The sequence below is a fragment of the Roseburia sp. AF02-12 genome, assembly GCF_003461765.1.
GTDB classification, from domain to species: Bacteria; Bacillota; Clostridia; order Lachnospirales; family Lachnospiraceae; genus Roseburia_C; species Roseburia_C amylophila.
Genome location: NZ_QTXS01000001.1, coordinates 1 through 18,438 on the forward strand (window position 1 = coordinate 1; position 18,438 = coordinate 18,438).

Consider the following 18,438-nt stretch of genomic DNA (forward strand, 5'->3'; position numbering starts at 1 on the left):
TAGAAATAAAGTTTTCGGATTCCTGTATGAAGTTTTGAAGGTATGTTACAAAACAAACCTATTGTGACGTACTTGTACGTCATTTTAGCATATAGGGGTGTAGTTCATCGGTAGAATAAGAGTCTCCAAAACTCCAGAGGAGGGTTCGATTCCTTCCACCCCTGTTCTTAAACAGAAAGTATATTTTATACTTTCTGTTTTTTACTTTACAGGAAATTGCTTTCCTGTAAAGTAAAAAACGCTCTGCGAGGATGCACACTGCGGCGTATAAGGTAGATGTCGCAAGCGACCGCCGCAGGCGCGAGAATGTGCCAAGGCACATTCTTTGTTATGCGAGTAGCGAGAAACTCGCAAAGCGTGTTTCTCGTAGTTGTGTCAAGTATTCGTAAGAAGCTACCGGCAGACTTAGCATGAATTTACAAACAGCTATTAGCAGTAAATTTTGTATAAAAAAGAAAAGTGGTATAAAATAGACAAAGAGTGTTAAAATCTAAGAGAAAGTAATGAAAGAGAAGTTTTATAAAGGGCAGTCTACTGACATAGAAGAAAATATGTGATGAATGAAAACAGGATTGTGAGGAAGGGAGCTGTAAGAGAAATGAACAGGTATTGGTTGTATGCGGCATCAGGAGAACTTTCTTTAGCGAGGGATAATGGGAAAAATATAGAAAAGGAATCTGAACCGCAGATAATACTATTAAATATGGAAGAATTTCAGCAATTAGAAGGAAATTATCCGCATCGAAAGAATCTGATTAGCAGCATGCGTTTTATCCGCTATAGCAAAGTAGAGGCATTTCATGAATGTGTACAGGGGATTATACATGTACCAAAACAGGGAAGTAAAAAGGAAAAAGAGTTTTCCTTTGGCTTTTATCTCTTTGAAAATAAACTATTTTTAATAGAAGAAGATGAGGAATTACAGGAAATATTGGCAAAGGTCAAAAATGATATGTTTGATGGCTGCACACTTCATATGGTGTTGCTCTTTATTTGTAATGCATTAATTGACAATGATATTCTTTATCTGCAAAAGATAGAGGAAAATTTGGAGAAGGTAGAGGATGTTGTAATTAAGAGGATACCGGAGCATTTTAATGAAGTAATTATGCGTTATCGGAAGCAGCTTTCAGAGAGCCGGGCATATTATGAACAGTTGATGAATATGGGAGATTTCATGCAGATGTATATGAACCGGGAGTCTTTAGTAGAGGAGGAACAGGGCTGGGAACGCTATATGAATCGTGTGGAACGGCTTCATAATTACGTAGAGACAATCCGCGAGTATTTACAGCAAATCCGTGAAATGTATCAGACGCAGATTGATATTCACCAGAACCGGATTATGAGTATTCTGACCATTGTAACAACGCTCTTTTTGCCATTGACACTAATTACAGGCTGGTATGGAATGAATTTTCCGGGAATGCCGGAATTTCAATGGAAATATGGTTATCTGGCAGTAATCGGAGTGTCCGTTCTTCTTATTATTATAGAGATAGTATATTTCAAGAAAAAGCAGATCTGGATATCTTCGAAAGACGTAATATAATGAGTGATACAATCACGTTATAATACACAAAATGTCCACTTATATGGAAAACCGCTGAATGTACGGAAAAAAGTGCAATAGTAAGTATTATGTAAATGTTATGTGTAGAAAGAAGTTTAGGAATAATGATGGAATTTGGAGCTTTTTTGAAGACTTTTGAAGGAATGCGAGGCTTATTACCTTATTTTTTGACACAAAAATTTGTGAAAAACGATAAAAAATATTGACTGAGTAAAAAAAAACTTGTAAATGTGACTAAAGTACCATAAAAAACGACAAAATGTGACAGGCAAACTAATTTTGGTAAGACCAAAATTGAGAAAAACAGAAAAATTTATTGTGTAAAATGCTCATAAAATTCATATACTAAGATGGTAAGCGAAAATTGACAAAAAAAAGAAATGGTGTCATAATGCTCAAGAATCAAAAGTAAATCAGTTTATTTTTTTGAGGATGGTGAAAAAAATGAATGAAAAGAAAATCAAATTAGCTGGCACAGAAGAGGTTAGAGACTTTGTACGTGAGGCAGGAAAATGTGATTTTGACATTGATATTTCATACAATAGAGTAATAATTGACGCAAAGTCTTTTCTTGGAGTATTAAGTCTTGATCTGAATCGAGAGCTTACTGTTAAGTATGGCGGACATGATATGAACTTTGAGAATGTATTAAGCAAGTATGCAACTGCTTAAATGATGGCACAGGTTTTCTGGCAGCCAGAAAATACAGGTTCATAAGGTAAGAAGAAATACCGGGTAGAGGACAATTTGGATATTGTCTTTTCTATCTGGTATTTTTTTGTTATTATGAAATGAGAGTACGTTTCAATTCCTTTAAAGTCTGCTAGAAAAATGAGATTTTTCAAAAATTGATAAATAGAAAAAATAGTGAATAGCATAAATAGAAATAAGTATAAGATGGGATGAAAAGGGGTGACAGCGGAATGGAACGTGAGCAGATAAGAATATCGGTACGAAATCTGGTGGAGTTTATCTTGCGTTCCGGAGACATTGATAACCGCAGAGCCAGTCTTGATACGATGGAAGCCATGCAGGCGGGCAGCAGACTCCATCGGAAGATTCAAAAGAAGATGGGAAGCACTTACCATGCCGAGGTTCCTTTGAATATTATCATTGAGGAAGAAAATTATGAGCTTGGAATCTGGGGACGGGCAGATGGCATTATAATAGAAGAAACAGTTACCATTGATGAGATAAAAGGCGTATATTTAAGCCTTGACTTATTGGAAGAACCCATAAAGGTACATCTGGCACAGGCAAAGTGCTATGCGTACATATATGGAATCCAGAATGATTTACAGAAAATCAATGTTCAGATGACATATGGAAATCTCGATACCGGAGATTTGAAATATTTTTCTTATGAATATACCATGCAGCAGCTGCAGGAATGGTTTTCGGATTTGATTTTAAAATATAAGAAATGGGCGGATTTTCAGTATGAGTGGCGGAAGAAACGGCAGGCATCCATTAAGGAACTGGCATTTCCGTTTCCGTACCGGGAGGGACAGAAGGAGTTGGCTGCCGGGGTTTACCGTACGATAGCCAGAAAAAAGAATCTGTTTATTCAGGCACCTACCGGAGTTGGCAAGACAATTTCTACATTATATCCGGCAATCAAAGCGGTGGGAGAAGGTTTAGGTGATAAGATTTTTTACTTAACAGCCAAGACTGTTACCGCAAATGTGGCAAAAGAGACCCTTGGCATTTTATGTGAAAAGGGTTATCGGGCAAAGAGTGTGCAGATTACAGCGAAAGAAAAATTATGCCCTTGTGAGGAAGTGGACTGTAATCCCGTAAGCTGCCCTTATGCAAAGGGGCATTTTGACCGGGTAAATGATGCGGTTTATGATTTATTACAGAAAGAAAATAATATGACAAGAGAAGTTTTGCTGGCACATGCAAAAGAATATCAGGTCTGTCCTTTTGAAATGTGTCTGGACACGGCAACCTGGGCGGATAATATTATCTGCGATTATAATTATGTCTTTGACCCGAATGTGTATCTAAAGCGTTTTTTCGCAGATGGCATCAAGGGTGATTACATCTTTCTGGTGGATGAGGCACACAATCTTGTGGAGCGTGGGCGGGAGATGTATAGTGCCGTCCTTGTCAAAGAAGATATTCTTGCAGTGCGGAAAATTATGAAGCCAAGAAGCTCTGCCATTGAGAAAGAACTGGGTAAATGCAATAAGCTGATGTTGGAATATAAGAGAGAATGCGAAAATTATCAGATTTACGAAAGCATTCCGAATCTTATTTTCTCCTGTATGCGTCTTGCAGCAAAAATCGAAGAATATATGCAGAAGAATCCGGAGTTCCCGGGGCGGGATGTGGTTCTTGATTTTTATTTTGAATTGAGAAATTTCTTGAATATCTATGAGCGTGTGGATGAGCATTATGTGATTTACGGACAGCATGATGAAGAGGGCAGATTTGTCATAAAGCTTTTTTGCGTGGATCCGTCCTTTAATCTGCAGGAGTGTCTGGATAAGGGAAATGCTACGATTTTTTTCTCGGCAACGCTGCTGCCGGTTCAGTATTATAAGGAGCTTTTGACGAATAAAACGGATAATTATGCGGTTTATGCAAAGACAACATTTTCCCGGGATAAGAGACTTTTGTTAATCGGAAATGATGTCAGCAGTAAATATACCAGAAGAACACCGGAAGAATACGGAAGGATTGCAGATTATATTTATCGTACAATAAAGAAGAAAAAGGGCAATTATATGGTGTTTTTCCCATCCTATCTTTTCCTGAAAAAAGTGCATGAGGCATTTGAGTTACGGACGGATGAAACAATTACCTGCATCTGTCAGGAATCCGGCATGCGGGAAGAAGAAAGAGAAGCTTTTTTAGAAGCATTTCAGGGAGAAAAAGAGGAGTCACTGGTGGCATTTTGTGTCATGGGCGGAATCTTTGGAGAAGGAATTGACTTAAAGAGGGAGCAGTTGATTGGCGCAATTATCGTAGGAACCGGTCTGCCGCAGATTAGCAATGAGCGGGAAATTTTAAAAGAGTATTATGATAAGAAAGAGGGTATGGGATTCGACTATGCCTATCGGTATCCGGGGATGAATAAGGTACTTCAGGCAGCGGGACGCGTTATCCGGACTGCAGAAGATGTGGGAATTATCGAGCTTTTGGATGAACGCTTTCTGCAGAATGATTATCAGCGGCTGTTCCCAAGAGAGTGGGAACAGCGGAGTGTGTGCCAACTTTCCAATCTGGAAGAAAAGCTGACAGCCTTCTGGGAGGAAATGCATTTATAATGTCGGCAGCAGGTTTAAGAATTCTTCCGTAGAAGTAAGAATCGGAAGATTCGGATTTACGGAGACAGCAAGCTGTCTTCGTGGAAGAGGTTCTAAAGTTTTTAAGATAAACAAATCCTTAGATTCATGTTTCAAGCAATAGTCCGGAATGCAGGCGATACCAAGACCGATACGGGCAAGGTCAATCAGAAGGTCATTACTGCTCAGTTCAATTTCCGGAATCAGCTCCAACTGATGGGAGAGGAAGAGATTGTGCATGAATTCGCTGGTGGTACTCTTGTTATCGAGCATCAGCAGAGGATATTTTGTTAAATCCCGGAAACTTAATTCCTGTTGTTTTAAATTAAAGTAGGATGGATTCGCAATAAATACATCCGTAAAATCCAGTACCATTTTGCGGATGTAGGATTGATTTAATCGTACATTCGGGCAGTTGGTAACGGCAATATCGACTTTTCCCTGCTCTAAGAGGTCAACGCAGCCAAGAGAGGTTGCATTGGTAACCTTGATGGGAACGCTGGGAAATTTTTTATGAAATTCTTTTAAATAAGGTACTAAAAAATAGCGGCAGATAGTATCGCTGGCAGCAATATGAAGCTGCCCCAACCCAAGAGTATTGGATTCTAAGAGCTGGTTTTCCCCGCGGGCGATGAGATTCATGGCAGGCTCAATGTGTTTTAACAGAACCTGTCCTGCCGGAGTAAGCTGGACTTTCTTGGTGCTCCGGATAAAAAGCGGCTGCTCTAATTTCTTTTCTAAGGTCTTGATGGACTGGCTTACTGCAGACTGGGAAATGTAAAGTTGCTTGCTGGCTTCCGAGAAGCTTAAGGAAGTAGCAACGTGATAGAATACTTTATATAATTCGTAATTAATATCCATAATGGCTCCTTTATCATATCAGAATGCATATCTTGCATATTTTCCTTTATTATAAGTGACACTTATAACTGTGTCAACATTAGTAACTCTTATAAATAAAATTAAATATATTAATTGTTCTTATTCATAATGCCGTGCTATAATGAGCATAAGAAAGTAAACATTCAGGAGGTAGAAGATGAGTAAGGTAAGAAGAGTGTATGTAGAGAAAAAAGACGCTTACGCAGTACGCGCCAAAGAGTTACATGCAGAGATTAAGAGTTATCTTGGAATCAGCGCAGTAGATAAGGTACGTGTCCTGATTCGTTATGATATTGAAAACATTTCCGATGATGTATATAAAAGAGCAGTTCAGACTGTATTTTCAGAGCCGCCGGTAGATGATGTCTATGAAGAGAATTTTGAAATGGGGGATGGAAAAGTATTTTCCGTTGAATTCCTTCCGGGACAGTTCGACCAGAGAGCAGATTCTGCAGAGCAGTGTGTGAAGCTTTTAAAAGAGGATGAAGAGCCGGTTATCCGTACCGCAACAACGTATGTTATTTACGGAGATATCAACGCTGAGCAGTTAGAGGCAATCAAGCATCACTGCATCAACCCGGTAGATTCCAGAGAGACCGGCATGGAGAAGCCTGAGACTTTGGTAACAGAGTTCCCGGAGCCTGCAGATGTTAAGATTATGACCGGATTTAAGGATATGCCGGAGCAGGAATTAAAAGCACTCTATGATTCCCTTGGACTGGCTATGACATTCAAGGATTTCTTACATATTCAGAACTACTTCCATGGAGAAGAGGATAGAGATCCATCCATGACAGAGATTCGTGTACTGGATACCTACTGGTCAGACCACTGCCGTCACACCACATTTTCTACTGAGCTGAAAAATGTTGCATTTGAAGATGGTTTTTATAAAGAGCCAATGGAAAAGACTTACGAGGATTACCTTGATACACATAAGAAAATGTATGAAGGAAGAGATGACAAGTTTGTCTGCTTAATGGACATTGCACTTATGGCAATGAAACGTCTGAAAAAAGAAGGAAAATTACAGGATCAGGAAGAATCCGATGAGATTAATGCCTGCTCTATCGTAGTGCCTGTTGAAGTAGATGGCAAGACAGAAGAATGGCTTGTAAACTTTAAAAATGAGACCCACAACCACCCAACTGAAATCGAGCCGTTTGGTGGTGCTGCAACCTGTCTTGGTGGAGCAATCCGTGATCCGTTGTCAGGACGTACTTATGTATATCAGGCAATGCGTGTAACCGGAGCTGCTGACCCTACCGTATCTGTAAAAGATACCATGGAAGGAAAGCTTCCTCAGAAGAAACTGGTTCGCGGCGCAGCACAGGGATACAGTTCCTATGGTAACCAGATTGGACTTGCTACCGGATATGTCAAAGAAGTATATCATCCGGATTATGTTGCTAAGAGAATGGAAATCGGAGCCGTTATGGGAGCAGCACCTCGTCGTGCCGTTCAGAGACTGACTTCTGATCCGGGAGATATTATTATCCTCTTAGGCGGACGTACCGGACGTGATGGCTGCGGTGGAGCAACCGGTTCCTCTAAAGCACACAATACAGAATCCATTGATACCTGTGGAGCAGAGGTCCAGAAAGGTAACCCACCTACCGAGCGTAAGATTCAGAGACTTTTCCGCAGAGAAGAAGTTGCCCACATTATTAAGAAATGTAATGACTTTGGTGCCGGTGGAGTGTCCGTAGCAATCGGAGAGCTTGCAGACGGATTACAAGTTGATTTGGATAAAGTACCAAAGAAATATGCCGGACTGGACGGAACAGAACTTGCTATTTCCGAGTCTCAGGAGCGTATGGCAGTTGTTGTTGCACCGGAAGATGCACAGCAGTTCTTAGATTATGCAAAAGAAGAAAACTTAGAGGCTGTGAAAGTTGCCGTTGTAACCGAAGAGCCAAGATTAGTATTATCCTGGAGAGGAAAAGAAATTGTAAATCTTTCCAGAGCATTCTTAGACACCAACGGAGCACATCAGGAGACTGATGTAAAGGTAGAGCTTCCGGTAAAAGAAGAGAATTATTTAAATAAAATCGGCACAAAGGCTGTAGAAGAAGCAGTTGCAGCAGGCGATATGAAAGCAGCATGGTTAAATGAATTAAAAGACCTTAACGTATGTTCCCAGAAGGGTCTCGTAGAAATGTTTGACGGTTCCATCGGAGCAGGCAGTGTATACATGCCATATGGTGGAAAATATCAGTTGACCGAGACACAGAGTATGGTTGCAAAACTTCCGGTTATGAATGGAAAATGCGATACAGTAACCATGATGAGTTACGGATTTGATCCATATTTATCTTCATGGAGCCCATACCATGGAGCAGCTTATGCAGTATTAGAGTCTGTTTCCCGTATCGTAACAGCCGGTGGTGATTTCCACAAGATTCGTTTCACATTCCAGGAATACTTCCGCAGAATGTCGGAGGAGCCAAGTCGTTGGAGCCAGCCATTTGCAGCACTGCTTGGTGCTTATAATGCGCAGATTGGTTTCGGACTTCCATCCATCGGTGGAAAGGACTCCATGTCCGGTTCCTTCAATGAAATTGATGTACCGCCAACACTGGTATCCTTTGCAGTTGATGTAGCAAAAGAAAAAGATGTTATCACACCGGAGCTTAAGAAAGAAAATAATAAGCTGATGTTATTTACCATCGAAAAAGATGCTTATGATATGCCGGATTACGCACAGGTTATGAAGCTTTATGATGCAATTCATGAAATGACTGAGACAGGCGTTATCGTAGCAGCTTATGCATTAGACGGAAAAGGTCTTGCAGCAGCAGTCAGCAAGATGGCATTTGGTAATAAACTTGGCGTTACTGTAAATGCAGATGTAACAAAAGAAACATTATTTGCACCGGGCTTTGGAAATATCGTAGCAGAAGTTCCGGAAAATAAAGTTGCAAAAGCACAGGAAATCCTTGCAGCAGCAGGTCTTGCAGCAAACGGAGCTGTTGTGGGTGCAGTAAATGACAGCAAGAACTTTATCTATGGTGATATGAGCATTTCCATGGATGAAGCAATCGAAGCATGGGGACAGACTTTAGAGAAAGTATTCCCAACCAGAGCAACCACCGGAACAGAAGAAGTGAAGAGCGGACTTTACGATACCAAAGACATTTACGTCTGCAAGCACAAGGTTGCCCGCCCACATGTATTTATTCCGGTATTCCCGGGAACCAACTGCGAGTACGACAGTGCGAAAGCATTTGAAAATGCAGGTGCAGATGTAACCGTAAAGGTATTTAAGAACTTAAATGCAGAAGACATCCGTGATTCTGTTGATGTATTTGTAAAAGCAATTGATGAAGCACAGATTATCATGTTCCCTGGTGGATTCTCCGCAGGAGATGAACCGGAAGGCTCAGCAAAATTCTTTGCAACAGCATTCCGTAATGAGAAGATGAAAGAAGCTGTAAACAAGCTTTTAAATGAGCGTGACGGTCTTGCACTTGGTATCTGTAACGGATTCCAGGCACTGATTAAGTTAGGTCTGGTTCCTTACGGCAAGATTACACACCAGAGACCGGATTCACCGACTCTGACCTACAATACCATCGGACGTCATATTTCCAAGATGGTATATACCAAGGTAGTGACTAACAAGTCCCCATGGTTAGCACAGGCTGAGCTTGGCGGCGTATACTGTAACCCGGCATCCCATGGAGAAGGACGTTTCGTTGCTCCGAAGGAGTGGTTAGACAAGCTCTTTGAGAATGGTCAGGTGGCAACCCAGTATGTAAACGAAGCCGGTGTTCCAACCATGGATGAAGAGTGGAACGTAAACGGTTCTTACATGGCAATCGAAGGTATCACCAGTCCGGACGGACGTGTCCTTGGTAAGATGGCACATGCAGAGCGTCGTGGAGAGTCTGTTGCAGTTAACATTTACGGCGAGCAGGATATGAAGTTATTTGAAAGTGGAGTAGCATACTTCAAATAAAAAATAGGAATAAAGAAGAGCAAGACCTTGTAGATAGGAGAAATCCTTTCTGCAAGGTCTTTTTTTAGTAGAAGATGGTAAGTACATGAAACATTAAAAATTGTGGTGAGCAGGAGGAAGCGGCGAATCGTTTCGCAGAAGATAGTCTGATTCCGAAAGGGTATTATCAGGAATTTATAAGACAGGGTGAATTTGATTTACAGGCTATTAAGAAATTTGCAAATAAAATAAATCGTGATCCAGGTATTGTATTAGGAAGACTTCAGAAGGATAAGAAAATAGATTATAACGACTATACGATGAATACTTTACGACGTAAATATAAAGTATGTACAAAGTTCTAGCGTATACAACGAGCGGTTCTGTTAAAAGCAGAACCGCTCGATTGCGTATGCAACACCATCTTCTTCATTAGAAAGGGAAATGAAATCAGCCGAATCTTTTAAGAGCTGTTGCGCATTTCCCATGGCAACGCCAATGCCGGCAGCTTTGACGATATCGAGATCATTTTCGCTGTCACCTACCGCCATGGTATCTTCCATGGAAATGTGGAGGTAATCACAGAGGAATTTAAGTCCTTTGGATTTGGCAATGCCGCATCTGGTAACTTCTAAGTTATGAAAACCGCCGGACACATAAGTGACTTCCGGGAAGGTGTCTAAGATTTCTTTTGTTTTTTCTCTTGTGGTATAGCTTCCATCTGCATCCGGTGCAAAGTTTAAAGTCAGTTTTGAAACACAAAGTTTATGTTCTTCGATATAAGCAGCTAAGTCAGTAATCGTCTTCCGGGTGGTCTGGATATATTTTTTTAAGGAATCCGGAATATCTAATAGGTTGGTAAGCTCGCTGGTGGAAAACTGGGTATAGCCGTCACCATTGATAAAGGCATCGATATGAAGAGACTGCGTATAGAGCTTGCGTAACAGCCGGACACTTAAATTGGTATCCATGCTTTCATCTAAGAGCAGTTCCTTTTCCGGGACGCGGTATACCGCAGAACCGTTGGCAGTAATGGCATATTGGATGCCAAGCTCCTTCATTTCATCCACAGGAAGACCGATATAAGGCCGGCCGGTGGAGATAATAACGGTAATCCCGTTTTCTACGGCTTTTCGAATCATTTCTTTATTATAAGAGGTAATGACACCGTTTTTATTATAGAGGGTGCCATCGATGTCTAAGGCAATTAGCTTTACTGAATTCATCAAGTGTACTCCTTTGTATTTGAAAATATCATTGTCAATGAATAACAGTGTAGCACAGAAAATGAAAAAAGCAACTCACCGGATTAAATTTATATTTTTAAGTTGCAGGAAAAGGAGCTTACATATATAATTAGTAGGAATTCAAATGTAAGATAAACTGGAGTATACTATGAATATAAAGGAATATATCAAAGAACAAAGACTGATAACCGATGGTGCCATGGGCACTTATTATGAGGAAAAATACAGCGAAGATACTGTGATTGCAGAAAAGGAGAATCTCAAGAATCCGGAGCAGATTAAGGAGATTCATTTAGAATATCTGCGTGCGGGAGCAAGGCTGATCCGCACCAATACATTTGCAGCAAATACCATGTTTCTTGCAGATATGCAGGAAGTAAAAGAGACAGTCCGGGCGGGCTATGAGATTGCAAAGGAAGCAGTAACCGCATTTCAGGCAGAAAATGGAAAAGAGATTCCGGTATTTATCGGAGCAGATTTAGGACCGATTTATGATCTTGACCATCAGGACTATGACAATGTGTTACAGGAGTACAAAGAAATTTGTGACACCTTCCTTTCCTGTGGCGCAGACTGTTTTGTATTTGAGACACAGAGTGACTTTACCTATATTGAGCCGGTGACGGCATATATCAAAGAAAAATCAGACGCATTTATTCTGGTGCAGTTTGCGTTTGACAAGAGTGGATACACCCGCTCAGGTCTCTCCATGCAACGTGTGGCAGTAGAAGCTTCCGAGATGGAAAATGTGGATGCCTATGGATTTAACTGTGAACTGGACAGTACCCACATGTATCAGTTTATGAAGAACCTGAAGTTCTCCAGTGACAAATTCGTATCAGCACTTCCAAATGCAGGGTACCCATATACTTTGCGGGGAAAGACAATTTATTCCAATAATGCATCTTATTATGCAGAAAAAATGAAGGATATTGCAGCCCTTGGCACCGATATTTTAGGTGGCTGCTGTGGAACCACACCGGAATATATTGCTTTGCTTTCTGGCGAGTTACAGGATGTGCCGAAGGCAGTAAAGAAAATTGAAAATGTAGTAACGCAGGAGGTTACAAGAACTCCATCTATTTTTGAAGAGAAGCTTTCCCGTGGGGAGAAGGCTTATATTGTAGAATTGGACCCGCCATTTTCCGAGGATGCATCCAAGGTTATGAAAGGAGCAGAAGATTTAAGAAAATGTAATGTGGATCTGATTACCCTTTCCGATTCCCCAATGGCGCGGGCGAGAATGGATGCCGGACAGCTGGCAGTGAAAATCCAGCAGAAGACCGGTGTGGCAGTAATGCCACATATCAGCTGCCGTGACCGCAATGTGATTGCGTTGCGGGCAGGTCTTTTAGGCATGCATATGAATGATGTCCGCCATTTCCTGATTGTGACCGGAGACCCGGTTTCAAGGGCAGACCGCGAAAGAGTGACTTCTGTTTTTGATTTCAATTCCATTAAACTGATGCAGTATGTTAAGGAAATGAATTTAGAAGTTTTTGCACAGGAGCCGGTTTATTATGGTGGTGCACTGAATTATCATGGCGCCAATCCGGATGCGATTATTGAACGGATGAAGCGTAAAGCGGAAGCAGGATGCGGTTATTTCCTGACACAGCCGGTATATACCGAGGAAGATGTGGAAAGACTGACTTATATCAAAGAACACATTGACACGAAAATCATGTGCGGTATTATGCCGCTGGTAAGCTATAAGAATGCAATGTTTGTGAAAAATGAGATGCCGGGCATCCATGTTTCCGATGAAATTGTAAACCGGTATCGGGAAGATATGACAAGAGAAGAGGCAGAAGAAGTGGCAATTGAATTATCTGTTGAAATCGCAGCAAAATTATATGATATTGCAGACGGATTTTATTTTATGACACCATTTAACCGGACGGGCTTAATTGCGAGAATTATTGAGGCAATCCGACAGGAGGAAGAACGCAGATGACAAGAGAGGAATTTAAGGAATTAGTAAAAAATGGACCGGTTATCTTAGATGGTGCAACCGGAAGCAATCTTCAGAATGCAGGAATGCCGGTAGGAGTCTGCCCGGAGCAGTGGATTTTAGAGCATCCACAGATCATGATAGATTTGCAGCGGGCTTATGTGGAGGCTGGAACACAGATTCTTTTGGCACCGACCTTTACTGCAAACCGCATTAAATTAGAAGAATATGGACTGGCAGATAAGCTGGTAGAGATGAACCAGCAATTAGTTGCCATTTCAAAAGAGGCAGCAGGCGGAAAAGCGCTGGTAGCCGGTGATATTACCATGACCGGTCAGCAGCTTTATCCGATGGGTGAATTGCAGTTTGAAGAACTGGTAGATATTTATAAAGAACAGGTCAAAGTTGTGGCAGATGCGGGAGTAGACTTATTTATCATTGAGACCATGATGAGTCTGCAGGAAACAAGAGCCGCTGTGCTGGCAATCCGTGAAACCTGTGATTTGCCGATTATGGCAAGTATGACTTATAACGAGGATGGCAGAAGCTTGTATGGAACAGATCCGGTAACTGCGGTAGTTACGTTGCAGAGCCTGGGTGCTGATGCAGTGGGAATGAACTGCTCCACAGGACCAGAGGAAATGTTAGAGCCGATTCGCCAGACTGTAGAATATGCCTATGTTCCTGTTTTGGCAAAGCCAAATGCCGGATTACCGGAATTAGAGGATGGTGTAACGGTATACAAGACCACACCGGAAGAATTCGCAGAAGTTGGTGCAAAATTAATCGAAGAAGGCGTTTCGATTATTGGTGGATGCTGTGGAACGACCCCGGCACATATCAAAGCATTGGCAGATAAAGTAAAACCAATGGGAATCCATCATGTGGAAGCACCAAGACGAAGAGTGCTTACTTCCGAGCGTAAGACGGTAGAAATTGATTTGGACGGACCATTTATGGTAATTGGTGAGCGGATTAATCCGACCGGAAAGAAGAAATTGCAGGCAGAGCTTCGGGAAGGCAGCCTTAATATGGTTCGTGATATGGCACGGGCGCAGGAAGAAAATGGTGCAGCCATTCTGGATGTCAATATGGGTATGAATGGAATTGACGAGAAACAGATGATGTTAAATACCATTCATGAGGTTACTTATACAGTGGATTGTCCGCTTTGTATCGATTCATCCCATGTGGATATTATTGAAGCAGCACTTCGTATTTATCCGGGACGAGCTTTGATTAACTCTATTTCCTTAGAAAAAGAGAAATTCGAAAAATTGCTTCCGATTGCAAAGAAATATGGAGCAATGTTTATTTTGCTTCCGCTTTCTGACGAGGGACTTCCAAAAGACGCAGAAGAGAAGCGGCAGATTGTCCGTACCATTTTAGATGCCGCCTTAAAAATCGGTCTTCATAAAGAAGATATTATCGTGGACGGACTGGTAGCAACGGTAGGTGCCAATCCGCTGGCAGCATTGGAATGTTTTGATACCATCCAGTATTGTAAGGATGAGTTAAAACTTGCTACAGCCTGTGGACTTTCCAATATTTCCTTCGGTCTGCCGGAACGTATTTATGTAAACAGTGCATTTCTTACTATGGCAATTGCAAAAGGACTTACGATGGCAATTGCAAATCCATCCCAGGATTTATTAATGAATGCGGCAGTGGCTTCGGATATGCTTTTACATAAAGAAGGTTCCGATATCCGCTATATCAATCGGATGAACCAACGGGCACAGAAGGAAGCTCCGGCAACCGATAACGCAGCTTCGGCAGGCACTTTAGAGCCGGCAAATCCGGTATTTGACTGTGTATTAAAGGGAAATAAGGGCAATATTTTAAAAGAAGTAGATAAAGCTTTGGCAGCAGGAGAAGAACCGGGAGCGATTATTAATGGACAGTTGATTCCTGCCATTAATGAAGTAGGTGTTCTTTTTGACAAGCAGATTTATTTCCTGCCGCAGCTGATTTCCAGTGCGCAGACCATGCAGCATGCCATTGAATACTTGGAGCCAATGCTTTCCAAAGATAAGGACGCAGAGCCAAAGGCAACCATTATTATTGCAACCGTAGAAGGTGACATACACGATATCGGTAAGAATCTGGTAGCACTGATGCTCCGTAACTATGGTTATCGTGTTTTAGACCTTGGCAAGGATGTGGCAGCGGATATTATTGTGGATACAGCGTTAAAAGAAAATGCCCAGATTATCGGACTTTCTGCCCTGATGACCACTACTATGATGCGTATGAAGGATGTGGTAGAACTGGCAAAAGAGCGCGGCTGCAACAGCAAGATTATCGTAGGCGGCGCAGCAATTACACAGAGCTTTGCAGATGAAATCGGTGCAGATGGCTATTCCCCGGATGCAGCTGATTGTGTAAAACTGGTAGAGCGTCTGCTGGAAGAAATGTAAATTTTTATTTTGGGAGGTTTTTGATATGGTAAAGATAATTTCAGATAGTACCTGTGATTTATCTGAAGAACTGGTAAAACGTTATGATATTACCATTCTTCCGCTTCACATTTTATTAGGTGACGAAGAATATCTGGATGGAGTAAATATTACTCCGCAGGAGATTTTTGACTGGTCGGATGAACACAAGACCACTCCAAAGACTTCAGCACCATCCGCAGAGCAGGCAGTAGAATTGTTAAAGCCTTATGTAGAAAAAGGTCAGGAGGTTATCTGTTTTGCCATTGCATCCGGGATGTCTTCTTCTATGAATGTCATGCGTCTTGCAGCGGAAGAACTGAATGCGGAAAATCTGGTGACTGTAATCGATTCAGCAAACCTTTCTACCGGTATCGGACTTCTTGTCATAGAAGCAGCCGAAATGGCACAGCAGGGAAAGAGCGCAGCAGAGATTGCTTCCTATATTGAGACATTAAAGCCACTGGTAAGAGCGAGCTTTGTGGTGGATACACTGACCTATCTTTATCGTGGCGGCAGATGCAGCGGACTTGCTGCATTAGCAGGAGGTGCGTTAAAACTCCATCCCCGCATCAGTGTGGAAGATGGTAAGATGGGACCGGGCAAGAAATACCGTGGCAATATGGAAAAGGTTGTGCTCTCTTATGTGAAAGACATGGAAGAAGCAATGAAGAATGCCCGGCCGGAACGCGTATTTATCACTCATTCCGGCAGTGCCCCGGAAATCGTAGATAAAGTACGTGCGTACCTTAATGACCTTCATGTCTTTCGTGAAATTTTAGAGACCAGAGCGGGTGGTGTAGTATCCAGCCACTGTGGACCGGGAACACTGGGTGTTTTGTTTATTGCGAAGGAGTAGGGAGTACGGAGAGATATATGATTTGCAAAGGTATCTCATAAGGCAGGTATTCGGCAGCTTGACAGAATTATTTGAGTAATTTTGAATCTTGAAATATTTTCAAAAATTTTAAATATTTCAAAAATATTTTTGAAAAAGTGCTTGACTTCACTATTCCTATATAGTATACTAGCAAAGCGGGTTGCAGATGAGTAACCCGCAGGAATATGGGATCTTAGCTCAGCTGGGAGAGCATCTGCCTTACAAGCAGAGGGTCACAGGTTCGAGCCCTGTAGGTCCCATTCCAAAACAAATAATTGAATATGGCGGAATAGCTCAGTTGGCTAGAGCACACGGTTCATACCCGTGGTGTCGAGAGTTCAAATCTCCCTTCCGCTACTGAAAAAGAATCTTGCAGATGCAGGATTCTTTTTTTGCGAGTAGCAAGAAAAAATCTGGCATCAGGAAAGAACTGCAGGTGAGAATTTCTTGTAAATCCCTTACCGACCTGTTTCCCTATTTAAAAATAGCTTATGGCTCTTGAAAAAGTCCAATCTCAGGCGGATAGTAACTAAAGATAAAAAACAGAATTGCAAGAATTACAAGGCAGGTAAGTAGCAGTCCACTGCGGTTGGCAAGTTTGCGGTTATCTTTCAGAAACCATCCGGTAAGAAAGACACCCAGAACACTGATGTAGAAAATTGCAATATCAATCGCCATGACAGAGAAGCCCAGCACACCGGTGTATGTGTAGAAGAGAATTGGAATCAATGCCAATCCAACCAGCGTCCCAATGGAGAGTGCTACTGGAATCGGACTTTGTTCCGGCAGTTTGAAAAAGAGAAAAAGCACAAGAACCAGCATTGGAAAGAAAAGAAGCTTCATGTGCTCCCAGGTGGATTCATTCCATGGTGCAAAAAGCCGTACGATGGAATTGTTACCGGACCATTCATAGACGAAATGTAATAGGGATCCAATCACAGACACAAAGAGAAAACCCCAGATAAAAAGTTTTTTAGAATTCATAAAAATACCTCCTGAAACTATAGTATGATGCAAAACAGGAAATAATATGAAAAAAGAAATCTATAAACAGCTATCAGAAAATACCTCCAGTGTGGTATAATGTCCGTAAGCATTGAGCAGTGCCAAAAACAAGAAAAATCCAGATTGGCTGCTTGCAGACAAAACTGGATTTTCCTTGTTTTTGATAGGGCGAAAGCCCGAGAGCGGGAAGGTGCATGGCAGCTTCCCGCGTGCACTGCGGAGCTGGACCGAGATAGGGCGAAAGCCCGAGAGCGGGAAGGTGCATGGCAGCTTCCCGCGTGCACTGCGGAGCTGGACTGAGATAGGGCGGAAGCAGAGAGCCGGAAAGTTGAAAAGAAAAAAAGAAAGCAGGTAATCACATGCGAGTAGGAATGGGATATGATGTTCATAAATTAGTAGAAGGAAGAAAATTAATCATAGGCGGAGTGGAGATACCGCACAGTCTTGGCTTGCTGGGACATTCGGATGCAGATGTATTGTTACATGCCATCATGGATGCGTTGCTGGGGGCAGCGGCTTTAGGAGATATCGGAAAGCATTTTCCGGATACAGACCCGGCATATGAGGGGATTTCCAGTATAAAATTATTGGAAGAAGTGGGACAGCTTTTAGAGAAAGAGAATTATGTCATTGATAATATCGATGCTACGATTATTGCCCAGAAGCCAAAGATGCGTCCACACATTGAGAAGATGGAAGAAAATATTGCACAGGCATTGAAGATAGACGTCAGTCAGGTAAATGTAAAGGCAACCACAGAGGAAGGGCTTGGCTTTACCGGAAGCGAAGATGGAATCAGCTCCCAGGCAATCTGTGCTATCTCAAGTATCTATGAAAACAGCATAGCAGTGGGAGGCAGTGAACGAAATTGTGCAGGCTGCCTGGGATGCGGAAAATAACTTTTCTATTGACAAAATGGCAATTCGTGCATAAACTAGTAGCGTAAAAAGAATTTAAAAATGATTCAGAAATGAATTGATAAATGCAGTGAACGGAAAGAGTAGTATACATGCGTGAATAAAAGAGAGAGACTGTCATCGGCTGAAAGCAGTCTTGATTCCAAAGTATATGAAGTGCATCCGGAAGCAGTCCCGGTGAAAGCAAGTAGCCAGGAACGAATAGCACATGTTACGTGTATTGAGGGAAAGCAGCAATGCTTTACTTAGAGTGGAACCGCGGAATAACTTCGTCTCTATATTTATATAGAGACGATTTTTTACTTTATA

At 41.8% G+C, this 18,438-nt stretch carries 11 protein-coding genes, 3 tRNA genes and 1 other annotated feature; of the genes, 11 read left to right on the plus strand and 3 right to left on the minus strand.

All coding sequences use genetic code 11. The features are described 5' to 3' along the window. The first annotated feature begins 93 nt into the window (after positions 1-93). The 4 genes from DV740_RS00005 (at position 94) to DV740_RS00020 (ending at position 4,848) form a co-directional block, all read left to right on the plus strand. Positions 94-164 (plus strand) — tRNA-Trp (locus DV740_RS00005). A 434-nt stretch (positions 165-598) separates the two neighbouring features. After that, positions 599-1,552 (plus strand): magnesium transporter CorA family protein, encoded by a 954-nt coding sequence (locus DV740_RS00010; protein WP_158561478.1) that lies wholly within the window; start codon positions 599-601, stop codon positions 1,550-1,552. 465 nt (positions 1,553-2,017) lie between these two features. Beyond that, the gene (locus DV740_RS00015; protein ID WP_117698613.1) at positions 2,018-2,245 is read left to right on the plus strand and encodes an HPr family phosphocarrier protein; all 228 of its coding nucleotides are present in this window, start codon (positions 2,018-2,020) and stop codon (positions 2,243-2,245) included. Positions 2,246-2,496: 251 nt separating this feature from the next. Then, positions 2,497-4,848, plus strand: coding sequence for an ATP-dependent DNA helicase (locus DV740_RS00020; protein ID WP_118087196.1), 2,352 nt, complete (start codon positions 2,497-2,499; stop codon positions 4,846-4,848). Here DV740_RS00020 and DV740_RS00025 read toward each other — a convergent pair. Then, positions 4,843-5,727 carry a LysR family transcriptional regulator gene (locus tag DV740_RS00025; RefSeq protein ID WP_022243377.1) on the minus strand — a complete coding sequence of 295 codons (885 nt, stop codon included), beginning with the start codon at positions 5,725-5,727 and terminating at the stop codon, positions 4,843-4,845. The genes DV740_RS00020 and DV740_RS00025 overlap by 6 nt on opposite strands. A gap of 178 nt (positions 5,728-5,905) precedes the next feature. On the opposite strand from DV740_RS00025, the gene DV740_RS00030 reads away from it, so the two are divergent. Further along, complete coding sequence (locus tag DV740_RS00030) at positions 5,906-9,709, plus strand: phosphoribosylformylglycinamidine synthase (RefSeq protein WP_117698611.1); 3,804 nt, start codon at positions 5,906-5,908, stop codon at positions 9,707-9,709. Positions 9,710-10,074: 365 nt separating this feature from the next. On the opposite strand, the gene DV740_RS00035 is transcribed toward DV740_RS00030, so the two are convergent. Next, complete coding sequence (locus DV740_RS00035) at positions 10,075-10,914, minus strand: Cof-type HAD-IIB family hydrolase (RefSeq protein ID WP_118087197.1); 840 nt, start codon at positions 10,912-10,914, stop codon at positions 10,075-10,077. Positions 10,915-11,083: 169 nt separating this feature from the next. Between DV740_RS00035 and DV740_RS00040 the strand changes: the two genes are divergently transcribed. The 5 genes from DV740_RS00040 (at position 11,084) to DV740_RS00060 (ending at position 16,564) form a co-directional block, all read left to right on the plus strand. Next, a complete protein-coding gene (locus tag DV740_RS00040; RefSeq protein WP_118087198.1) occupies positions 11,084-12,892 on the plus strand; it encodes a bifunctional homocysteine S-methyltransferase/methylenetetrahydrofolate reductase in 1,809 nt (602 codons plus the stop codon). Continuing rightward, on the plus strand, positions 12,889-15,309 hold the full coding sequence (locus DV740_RS00045) for a homocysteine S-methyltransferase family protein (protein ID WP_118087199.1): 2,421 nt from the start codon (positions 12,889-12,891) through the stop codon (positions 15,307-15,309). The genes DV740_RS00040 and DV740_RS00045 overlap by 4 nt, the downstream gene beginning before the upstream one ends. 25 nt (positions 15,310-15,334) lie before the next feature. After that, positions 15,335-16,186 carry a DegV family protein gene (locus DV740_RS00050; protein WP_118057671.1) on the plus strand — a complete coding sequence of 284 codons (852 nt, stop codon included), beginning with the start codon at positions 15,335-15,337 and terminating at the stop codon, positions 16,184-16,186. 208 nt (positions 16,187-16,394) lie between these two features. After that, positions 16,395-16,467, plus strand: a tRNA-Val gene (locus tag DV740_RS00055). 23 nt (positions 16,468-16,490) lie between these two features. Then, positions 16,491-16,564 (plus strand) — tRNA-Met (locus tag DV740_RS00060). A 132-nt stretch (positions 16,565-16,696) separates the two neighbouring features. On the opposite strand, the gene DV740_RS00065 is transcribed toward DV740_RS00060, so the two are convergent. After that, positions 16,697-17,191 (minus strand): DUF6512 family protein, encoded by a 495-nt coding sequence (locus DV740_RS00065; RefSeq protein ID WP_117840662.1) that lies wholly within the window; start codon positions 17,189-17,191, stop codon positions 16,697-16,699. Positions 17,192-17,571: 380 nt separating this feature from the next. Between DV740_RS00065 and ispF the strand changes: the two genes are divergently transcribed. Then, on the plus strand, positions 17,572-18,111 hold the full coding sequence (gene ispF / locus DV740_RS00075) for a 2-C-methyl-D-erythritol 2,4-cyclodiphosphate synthase (RefSeq protein WP_118087201.1): 540 nt from the start codon (positions 17,572-17,574) through the stop codon (positions 18,109-18,111). A gap of 79 nt (positions 18,112-18,190) precedes the next feature. Beyond that, positions 18,191-18,409 (plus strand) — a binding site (T-box leader). Positions 18,410-18,438 lie beyond the last annotated feature (29 nt).